This is a genomic window from Bradyrhizobium sp. (genome assembly GCF_016219575.1).
Classification (GTDB): Bacteria; Pseudomonadota; Alphaproteobacteria; order Rhizobiales; family Xanthobacteraceae; genus Bradyrhizobium.
The window spans coordinates 33633-42365 of the sequence record NZ_JACRMG010000004.1; the positions used below are offsets into that span (position 1 = coordinate 33633).

Below are 8733 nucleotides of genomic sequence, written 5' to 3' on the forward strand. Positions count from 1 at the left end.
TTGCGACAGGCGGAATGGACCGAGTTCAGCCTAGCTGAGGTTGTTTCCTTAAGTCGCACGTCCACTAGTTCGACATGTTGGCGTCAAGGAGCGCCAGAAGTGAGCGCACCAGTACTAGTCGCCGACGTCCGATCGTTGTCGTGACGATACGCCCAGCTCCTATCAACTCATAAAGCTTCGTACGTCCCAAGCCGGTCACTTCGCATGCATCGTCAATCGTGCAGGTGAGCCGCTGGGCGAATGGCATCGTGCTCGATTCTGCGGCTTTCGGAGCGAATAGACTGACTTGTGACTGTTGACCGCCAGTTTTCTCTCGTCGATTGTATCTCACGTAGCTCTCCAATTCGCACAAGGCTCGACAGGACAAGAGTTGATTGTGCAACGAGCAACGTCAATGCGAGCACCCGAGCGCGCTCGCGCACGACAGCGCACGACAGCGATGGTTTGAATATTTCCGGACACCAAGGGCGACGAGGAAATTTTCGCGAATGCGCCAGCCACAGTGAGGCATCGCGCCGAGAATGGTCTGCTGATGTCGGCGGCAAATTCCCCAAGCGTTCGCCGCTGTTCACCAGCGTCTTATTCAACCATTATTCAACGAACGAGGCCGATGGCTACCTAAGTACCTGAGTTTGCTGGCGCTCCCTAGGGGAATCGAACCCCTGTTTCAGCCTTGAGAGGGCCGCGTCCTAACCGCTAGACGAAGGGAGCGTGCGCCTCAGGCAATAGCGTTGAAATGGGCCTGCTGCAAGGCGGGGCGGCTCTATTTTGTCATGCCCAAGCTTGCCGGCTTCGCCGGCCTCGCGTATTCGTGGCCCGGCGTAGCCTTGGCGGAGACGGGTCCCGGACATCCATCTGCTTACGAAGGCGATGGATTGCCGGGTCAGGCCCGGCAATGACGAGAATCCTTCAGGGTTCGCTGACGAATTTCAGCTTTCCGGCCGGTTTCAGCGTCCTGGCGTCGAAGGTGCGGATTTCGACCGAGCCGCCCACATCCAGCGTCACCACCAGCCGGTCGCCGGCGACCGCGGTGGAGACGATCCGGGCGCCTTTCGGCAGGGCGGCGGTGACGTCCGTGGCGGCGGTGGTCACGCTTCCCTCGCTCTTGAAAAGGCGGTAACCGACGGCGAACAGCACGGCTGCGACCGCGATGCCCGTGGTGGCGCCCGCGATCAGCATCATCCGCCGCACCCGCGCAAACAGCGCGGCCTGTTCGGGGGTGGGTTCGGGAATGGCGGCTTCGGTCATAAGGTTCTTCTTTGCAGGAAACTTCTACAAACGGCGGTGAGAGGCTTCAGGTCACGGTCGCGGGCGACGAAGGCTCGCCGCGGCTGGACCGCGTGCTGGCGGCGCGCTGCGCAAACCTGTCGCGCTCGCGGCTGAAGGCGCTGATCCTGGCCGGTGCAGTGACCGCCAACGGCGCCCCCGTCCGCGACCCCGCTTATCATGTCGGCGCCGGCGATTCGATCACAATCGACGTGCCCGAGGCAGTCCCGCCCGAGCCCAAGGGAGAGGAAATCCCGCTCGATATCGTGTTCGAGGACGACGACATCATCGTCATCGACAAGCCCAGGGGCCTCGTCGTGCACCCCGCGGCGGGGCACGAGACCGGCACGCTGGTCAACGCGCTGATCGCCCATTGCGGCGAGAGCCTCTCCGGCATCGGCGGGGTCAAGCGGCCGGGCATCGTGCACCGGCTCGACAAGGACACCACGGGCCTGATGGTGGTCGCCAAGAACGACGCCGCGCACGCTTCGCTCACGGCGCAATTCGCCGACCACGGCCGCACCGGCGAGATGCGCCGCGGCTATCTCGCCTTTGTCTGGGGGGTGCCGAACCGGCAGCGCGGCACCGTCGATGCGCCGATCGACCGCCATCCCTTTGCGCGGGAGAAGATGGCGGTGCGCGAAGGCGGCCGCGAGGCCGTCACCCATTGGGAGATCCGCGAGGTCTTTTGTGGCCGCGATGGCAAGCCGGTGGCCTCGCTGCTGGCCTGCCAGCTCGAGACCGGGCGGACCCACCAGATCAGGGTGCACCTCGCCCATATCGGGCATCCTCTTTTGGGCGATTCGGTCTACGGACCCCATTTCAAGACCAAGGCCGGGCACCTCGGGCCGGAGGCCCAGGCGGCGCTTTCCGCCCTCGGGCGGCAGGCGCTGCACGCCTACCTGCTGGTCCTGGAGCACCCCCGAAGCGGAGAAATTCTGCACTGGGAAACGGCTTTGCCGGAGGATTTGCTCCTATTGGAGAAAACCCTGCGCGCGGCGCCATGACGCAGGGCGACCGGAAAACGCCAATTATTACAAAAGATTAAGCCGGCCACACGGGGACGTGAGGTCAACAATCCTTCCCTATCGGCCCGGATTTGGGGTATATTGCACCTGCGCTGAATATCCAGCGCGGAACATCGCAGCGCGCCCGGCTTTGACAAAGCGGCCGCCTGCCGGGCCCGCCGCTATCGGGGGCCTGAACATCTGGAGGGCGCTGAATGGCCCGTACAGCTACGTTGCCGATTCTCAATGGAGAATCCGGCCTTTCCCGTTACCTCGCCGAGATCCGCAAGTTTCCCATGCTGGAACCCCAGCAGGAATACATGCTCGCCAAGCGTTGGCGCGAGCACGACGATCGCGACGCGGCACACCAACTCGTCACCAGCCATCTCAGGCTCGTGGCCAAGATCGCCATGGGCTATCGCGGCTACGGCTTGCCGATTTCCGAGGTCGTCTCGGAGGGCAATGTCGGCCTGATGCAGGCGGTGAAGCGGTTCGAACCCGACAAGGGGTTCCGTCTCGCCACCTACGCCATGTGGTGGATCAAGGCGTCGATTCAAGAGTACATCCTGCGTTCCTGGTCGCTCGTGAAGATGGGCACCACCGCGAACCAGAAGAAGCTGTTCTTCAACCTGCGCAAGGCGAAGAGCAAGATCAACGCGCTGGACGAGGGCGATCTCCACCCCGACCAGGTCAAGGTGATCGCCAAGCGCCTCGGCGTGACCGATCAGGACGTTGTCGACATGAACCGCCGTCTCGGCGGCGATGCCTCGCTCAACGCGCCGATCCGCGACGACGGCGAAGCCGGCGAATGGCAGGACTGGCTGGTCGACAACTCGCCCAACGCCGAAGCCTTGATGGCGGAGAGCGAGGAATTCGATCACCGCCGCCAGGCCTTGAGCGGCGCCATCAACGTGCTCAACCCTAGGGAACGCCGCATCTTCGAGGCGCGGCGCCTCGCCGAAGAGCCGATGACGCTGGAAGACCTCGCCGCCGAATTCGGCGTCTCCCGCGAGCGCGTCCGGCAGATCGAGGTCCGCGCCTTCGAGAAGGTGCAGTCCGCGGTCAAGGGCACCATCGCGAAGCAGGAGGCGGCGCTCGAAGCCGCGCACTGAGAGTTCTACAGGCGGATCGAACAAGGAAGGCCGGCGGAAACGCCGGCCTTCTGCGTTTCGGGTAGCAGTCAGTTTTCGTAGGGCGGATTAGCCGCAAGGCGTAATCCGCCGGCATCCAATGGCGGATTACGCTTGCGCTAATCCGCCCTACAAGCTCTGCGTTTCGGGTGGTGGTCAATAATAATCGCGCAGATATTGCGCGAGCGAGTTCGGCTCGTCGACCGAATTGAAATCGTAGGGATCGCCATAGAGCAGCGCACTCGCCTGCGTCTTGTAGTCGGGCGCGACGTTGTCGGGCTGGTCGATCGGCTGGGCCAACATGTCGCGATAGCTCCTCCAGGCGCCCTCGGTGCCGATGAAGATGCAGACACAATGGTTCGGCTCGGCATAGAGGTAGCGCACCTCGTTGCCGTAGCGGTGGATCACGAAGCGATGCGGCGGCAGCGCGCGCAGCGCCTTCTTGCCCGCCGCGTCGTTGGCGACCTGGACGCGAAAGCCGGCGGAGGACAGATAGAAGCTGTTCTTGTCGAGGAAGGGCTTGCTCGGGGTTTCCAGCGCCGCCAGCAGCGAGGCGCAGAGGAGAAGCGCGATCGCCGGCACGGCAGCCATGGCCTTGCGGCGCATGGGCCGCGCGACCGTCATCGTCATGAACGTCATCGTCATGGGCGTCATCGTCACTCCCCCCACTCCCGCGCCAGCTTCGCGAGCTGGCAGCCCTCGCAATAGCGCGCGTCCTTGTAGTCGATCCAGTTGTGCGCGTAGACGCGCTCGAGCGGAATCTGGTAGCGCGCGCGCAAGACCTTCACCAGCACGCGCCATGCGGCAATCTGCGCCTCGGTCGGCCCGCGGGTGACGTCGGGGAAATTGCCGGCGAACTCCACGCCGATGGAATTGGTGCCGAGCACCTGCCGGAAGGTCGGGCGGTTGTCGATATACTTGTTGTCATTGCGGTTGGCGCCGTCGCCATGGGTCGGCACCAGGTCCTCCGCCACCGCCCAGTAGACCGTGCCGTCGGTCTCGACCCACACCGTGACGCCGCGCCGCGTCGGATTCCTGTTCTGCAGCGCCGCGCCGCCCTTGGCCGAACCCGCCGGCCCCTCGGTCTGGTGGACGATGATGTTCTTCCAGGGATGCGCCCTGGCGACGTCGCCCCACGGCGCGAGCCAGACCATTTTCAGCCCGGGAATCTCGGGCGTGCCCGAGGCGCGCGCCAGCGTCGCGAGGTCGGTTTGCGCCGTGGCAGGGAATGAGAAAACGACGGCGAGGAGCGCCATCGCCGGCAGGCGAAATTTCATGAAGTCGAAATCCGGTGGCGCTATTGCCTTAGCACGTTTTTTGGTTTGACGCGTTTTCTTGACGCGAACCGGTGCCCACCCCGGATCACGTCCGGGGCAGGCTTCGCTTGAAAACGCTATGTCGTGGACTCAGGCGTGCTTGCGCATGGCGGCCGCGACCGGATCGGCCTCGAGGCCGGGGATCAGCGGGGGCGACGGGTCGTAGACGGCAAGACGGTTGCGGCCGTCGCGCTTGGCCTCGTAGAGCGCGTGGTCGGCGGCGGCAATCAGCCGGTCGGGGAAGGCGCCCATGGTCCGCGTCCACTGCGCGACGCCGATCGAGACGGAGATCGGGATCTCGCTCCCGGCGCATTCGGCGGCATCGGCGCGGCAGACCTCGAGCACGCGGCGGGCGATCAGCGCACCCTCGCGCAAGGTGGAGGACGGCAGCACGATGCAGAACTCGTCGCCGCCGGTGCGTGCCAGCATGTCGCCCGGCCGCAGCCGCGTCTGCGCCATCAGGGTGAAGTGCTGCAGGCAGGCATCGCCCGCGGCATGGCCGTGGGTGTCGTTGATGCCCTTGAAACCGTCGAGGTCGATCACCAGCAGCGAGAACGCCTCGCCCGAACGCTCCGAACGGGCGCATTCCTCGGTCAGCCGCTGCAGCAAATGGCGGCGGTTGGCGACCCCGGTCAGATCGTCCATCAGCGCGAGGTCGGCGACCTCCGAGCGCAGGCGGTCGATCGCCATCAGCAGGAAGCCGAAATTCACCGCCATCGACAGGAACACCAGCACCAGCGTCAGCAGGGACTGGATCTGGGTGTAGTGCGAGAAGGAAAAGCCGCCGGCGGCGCCGGTCAGCCCGGACATCAGCCGCAGCGAGTAGATGGTGACGATGAGGATGACGACGATGCCGGCGAGCTGCGCGCCGGAATTCTTGCGGCCATCGGGCGGCGACAGCAGCATCTTCAGCGACAATATCAGCGGCAGCGCCTGGGCCACGGTGAAGATCGTGAGCCGGGCCGGCGCGTTGTCATAGACGTAGATGAAGAAGCCCATGCCGAAGAACGCGTTCATCGTGATGAGCGCGGTCCGCTGCCAGTTGACCTCCTTCTCGTAGAAGCACTGGATGCCCATCGCGGCGAGGCACGTGGCGAGCACCATGATGGTGCCGCCGGCAAGCAGCGGCAGCAGCGATGCGTCCATGACGCCGCGCAGCGTCGCCACGGCGGCCGCGGTCGCGCACATGAAGGCCGAACCGGTCCAGTAGCGGGCGGCTTCGAACGAGGGATAGGTCCGCTGCACGTAGGCCCAGATCAGGCCCAGCGCCAGGAAATTGATGACCAGTACGGTCCAAAGCGTCGGAACGCTCAGCATCGCGAAATTCGGGACAGTAATTGTCCCTTCTCCCCTAGTTAAGACCGCCCCGCCGTTGGGTGCACCGCCTGAGACAATCCCCGCTGTCTTGCCCCGCTGTCTTGCCTGCAAGGTGCAGCGCGGCGGCTTAACGGAGTCTGACCGCAGGCGCACAATCGGAACCGTGGTTTTATTTTAATGAATGCGCTCAATCGCCTTCGATGCGAGACAAATGACGCGCGGAAATTGGTGTCGCGTTAACCTTGTTGCATGCGCGGCGCCGCCATCGATCCGCGCGTCGCGCCGACGCGGCGCAGGAAAATTTCAAAAAAAGACCCTCAAAACGCATAACAGCTGTGGATAACGCCATCATGGCGTCGTGACAGCACGCGGCAGCAGCCCGCGAATCTGTTGGAAATGTACGTGAGGATGTTGCGAGGTTGGCCCTCCGCCACAATGCATGCCTCGGAGTCGCGTTCAATCCATTAAACCCTTGAGAGGATACTATGGCTAAGAAAGCGAAGAAGGCCAAGAAGGCGAAGAAGGCGAAGAAGGCCAAGAAGGGTAAGAAGTAGCTCTTCAGCCCGGGCGGAGCGCCGCGCGCTCTGCCCGGGCGCTCAATCGGTGCCAAGGGTTTTGTTGAGTTGATTTTTGGAAGATGGCGGGCGGCGGCCCGCCTTTTTGATTCCTGGGGGAGCAAGATTCCTCGCCGCCGTCATGCCCGGGCTTGTCCCGGGCATCCACGTTCTTGGCGAGGCAAAGGAAGACGTGGATGGCCGGGTCAAGCCCGGCCATGACGAAGAGAGACTATCTGCCTTCTCTCCGCCTACCGCTCCGCCAGCGCGAGCCTGGCGCCGAGCGCGGCAAAGCCGGCGGCAAAACTGCGGCGCAGCCAGGCCAGAACCTTCGGCCGCGAGATGACACGGTCGCGGACGGCGGCGGCGAACAGGCCGTAGGCCGCAAACACCACGAAGGTCATCGCCATGAACACCACCGACAGCTCCAGCAGGCGGGCGACCGGATGCGCCTCGCCAGCCTCGATGAACTGCGGCAGGAAGGCGAAGAAGAAGATCGAGAGCTTCGGGTTGAGGATGTTGATCAGGACGGCGGTGACGATCACCCGCCGGTCCGACCTTCGCGAGGGCTGCGCCGAGATCGCCAATGCCCCGGTCTCGCGCAGCGCCTGCCAGGCCATGTAGAGCAGATAGGCCACGCCGCACCATTTCAGCGCCGCAAAGGCCAGCGCGCTGGTGTGCAGGATGGCGGCAAGCCCGAGCATGGCCCCGATCATCTGCGGCAGGATGCCGAGGGTGCAGCCGAAGGCGGCCGCGACGGACGCGCGCGAGCCCTGCGCCAGCGCCACCGCCAGGGTGTAGAGCACGCCGGTGCCGGGGGAAGCGACCACGATCAGCGTGGTCAGGAGAAAAGACAGCGTCAGCCCGGCAATTACCACGCCGCGGGAAATGGCGGAAGCCGCCCCGGCTGCCGTCATGACCTGCCCTGACGGCGAAAGCATGCCGGCCCCGCGCCGGTTGCCAAAGCCGGCGGTGCGTATAGGTTGCAGCGCGAATTCTTCCCTCACCAAGCCGACTGGAGTGCCGCAATGACTGCGATCAACGGAAGTGCCGCCGCGATAACGGGGGCAGCAAGCGGCATCGGCCGGGCGCTGGCGATCGAGCTCGCCGCGCGCGGCTGCGACGTCGCGATCGCCGACCGCGACGAGGCGGGCCTTGCTTCCACAGCCGCCGAGCTCGCCACCCGCGGGGGCAAGGTGACGACGCATCGCCTCGACGTTTCCGATCCCGCAGCGATCCAGGCCTTCGCGCAGGCCGCCACGTCAGCCCATCCCGGGCTCAACATCGTCATCAACAATGCCGGCGTGGCGCTGCTCGGCCAGTTCAACGAGATCGACCAGGCGCAGTTCGAATGGCTGATGAACATCAACTTCTGGGGCGTCGTGCACGGCAGCCGCGCCTTCCTGCCCCATCTCGAACGCCAAAAGGCGGCGCATATCGTCAACATCTCCTCGATCTTCGGCATCATCGCGCCGGCGGGCCAGACGGCCTATTGTGCTTCGAAATTCGCCGTGCGCGGCTTTTCCGAGGCGTTGCGGCATGAGTTCTGGCTGGCCAAGAGCCCGGTCCAGCTGACGGTCGTGCATCCCGGCGGCATCAAGACCAACATCGTGCGCAACATGCGCACCGGCGCAGGGATCACCGACAATGCGCGCCGGGTGGAATCGATCGAGCGCTTCGACAACGAGTTCGCCAAGACGACGACGGCCGTGGCGGCGCAGACCATCATCAAGGGCATCGAGACCAACGCGCCGCGCGTCCTGATCGGGGGCGATGCGAAATTCATGGACCTGTTGCAGCGGTTCCGGCCGGGCAAGTATTTCTCGCTGCTGCAGCGGCGGATCGAGAAGCAGCGGGCGGCGGCTGCGGCGAAGTGAAGATGGCGCTCATCATCGGCACACTCCGTTGTCGTCCCGGCGAACGCCGGGACCCATAACCACAGGGAATAGTTGTTTCAAAGAAAGCCGTCCGCCCGCTCGCCTCAACAACATCCGCCGCGGCGTATGGGTCCCCTGAGTTCACAAACGAAGTGCAACACTTCCTTAGGGAGGTGTTGCCATGGGGCGGAGTTACGATCAGCTTTCCCTGGACGATCGATGCGAGATTGCCCGCCTTTCGGCCAATGGCAGCTCGATTCGGCAAA

9 protein-coding genes and 1 tRNA gene are annotated in these 8733 nt (G+C 64.4%); 3 read left to right on the plus strand and 7 right to left on the minus strand.

Going from position 1 to position 8733, the window contains the following annotated elements; all coding sequences use genetic code 11:
• Nucleotides 1-64: 64 nt before the first annotated feature.
• The 3 genes from HZB49_RS30025 to HZB49_RS01985 all read right to left on the minus strand — a co-directional run bounded on the left by HZB49_RS30025 (nt 65) and on the right by HZB49_RS01985 (nt 1248).
• Nucleotides 65-247 carry a helix-turn-helix domain-containing protein gene (locus HZB49_RS30025; RefSeq protein ID WP_035650343.1) on the minus strand — a complete coding sequence of 61 codons (183 nt, stop codon included), beginning with the start codon at nt 245-247 and terminating at the stop codon, nt 65-67.
• A gap of 389 nt (nt 248-636) precedes the next feature.
• Nucleotides 637-711: transfer RNA gene (locus HZB49_RS01980), tRNA-Glu, on the minus strand.
• 198 nt (nt 712-909) lie between these two features.
• A complete protein-coding gene (locus HZB49_RS01985; RefSeq protein WP_291608762.1) occupies nt 910-1248 on the minus strand; it encodes a hypothetical protein in 339 nt (112 codons plus the stop codon).
• Between the two features lie 11 nt (nt 1249-1259).
• On the opposite strand from HZB49_RS01985, the gene HZB49_RS01990 reads away from it, so the two are divergent.
• On the plus strand, nt 1260-2273 hold the full coding sequence (locus tag HZB49_RS01990) for an RluA family pseudouridine synthase (protein ID WP_291608764.1): 1014 nt from the start codon (nt 1260-1262) through the stop codon (nt 2271-2273).
• Nucleotides 2274-2488: 215 nt separating this feature from the next.
• Complete coding sequence (rpoH, locus tag HZB49_RS01995; protein ID WP_291608765.1) at nt 2489-3385, plus strand: RNA polymerase sigma factor RpoH; 897 nt, start codon at nt 2489-2491, stop codon at nt 3383-3385.
• A gap of 174 nt (nt 3386-3559) precedes the next feature.
• Here the strand turns inward: rpoH and HZB49_RS02000 are convergent, their stop codons facing one another.
• The 4 genes from HZB49_RS02000 to HZB49_RS02015 all read right to left on the minus strand — a co-directional run bounded on the left by HZB49_RS02000 (nt 3560) and on the right by HZB49_RS02015 (nt 7453).
• Nucleotides 3560-4057 (minus strand): hypothetical protein, encoded by a 498-nt coding sequence (locus HZB49_RS02000; protein ID WP_291608770.1) that lies wholly within the window; start codon nt 4055-4057, stop codon nt 3560-3562.
• 2 nt (nt 4058-4059) lie between these two features.
• Nucleotides 4060-4680, minus strand: a complete 621-nt coding sequence (locus HZB49_RS02005) for a peptidoglycan recognition family protein (RefSeq protein WP_291608766.1) — start codon at nt 4678-4680, stop codon at nt 4060-4062.
• Between the two features lie 129 nt (nt 4681-4809).
• A complete protein-coding gene (locus HZB49_RS02010) occupies nt 4810-6036 on the minus strand; it encodes a GGDEF domain-containing protein (protein ID WP_291608767.1) in 1227 nt (408 codons plus the stop codon).
• Nucleotides 6037-6841: 805 nt separating this feature from the next.
• On the minus strand, nt 6842-7453 hold the full coding sequence (locus tag HZB49_RS02015; RefSeq protein WP_291608771.1) for a LysE family translocator: 612 nt from the start codon (nt 7451-7453) through the stop codon (nt 6842-6844).
• Nucleotides 7454-7618: 165 nt separating this feature from the next.
• On the opposite strand from HZB49_RS02015, the gene HZB49_RS02020 reads away from it, so the two are divergent.
• Nucleotides 7619-8467: an SDR family oxidoreductase gene (locus tag HZB49_RS02020; RefSeq protein ID WP_291608768.1), complete on the plus strand. Its 849-nt coding sequence runs from the start codon at nt 7619-7621 to the stop codon at nt 8465-8467.
• Nucleotides 8468-8733 lie beyond the last annotated feature (266 nt).

Excerpts from the sequence above, each read along its gene's own strand:
- HZB49_RS30025 (WP_035650343.1), bottom strand. The coding sequence starts at position 247 with ATGCCATTCGCCCAGCGGCTCACCTGCACGATTGACGATGCATGCGAA.
- HZB49_RS02000 (WP_291608770.1), bottom strand. The coding sequence starts at position 4,057 with ATGACGCCCATGACGATGACGTTCATGACGATGACGGTCGCGCGGCCC.
- rpoH (WP_291608765.1), top strand. The coding sequence starts at position 2,489 with ATGGCCCGTACAGCTACGTTGCCGATTCTCAATGGAGAATCCGGCCTT.
- HZB49_RS02005 (WP_291608766.1), bottom strand. The coding sequence starts at position 4,680 with ATGAAATTTCGCCTGCCGGCGATGGCGCTCCTCGCCGTCGTTTTCTCA.
- HZB49_RS01985 (WP_291608762.1), bottom strand. The coding sequence starts at position 1,248 with ATGACCGAAGCCGCCATTCCCGAACCCACCCCCGAACAGGCCGCGCTG.
- HZB49_RS02020 (WP_291608768.1), top strand. The coding sequence starts at position 7,619 with ATGACTGCGATCAACGGAAGTGCCGCCGCGATAACGGGGGCAGCAAGC.
- HZB49_RS02010 (WP_291608767.1), bottom strand. The coding sequence starts at position 6,036 with ATGCTGAGCGTTCCGACGCTTTGGACCGTACTGGTCATCAATTTCCTG.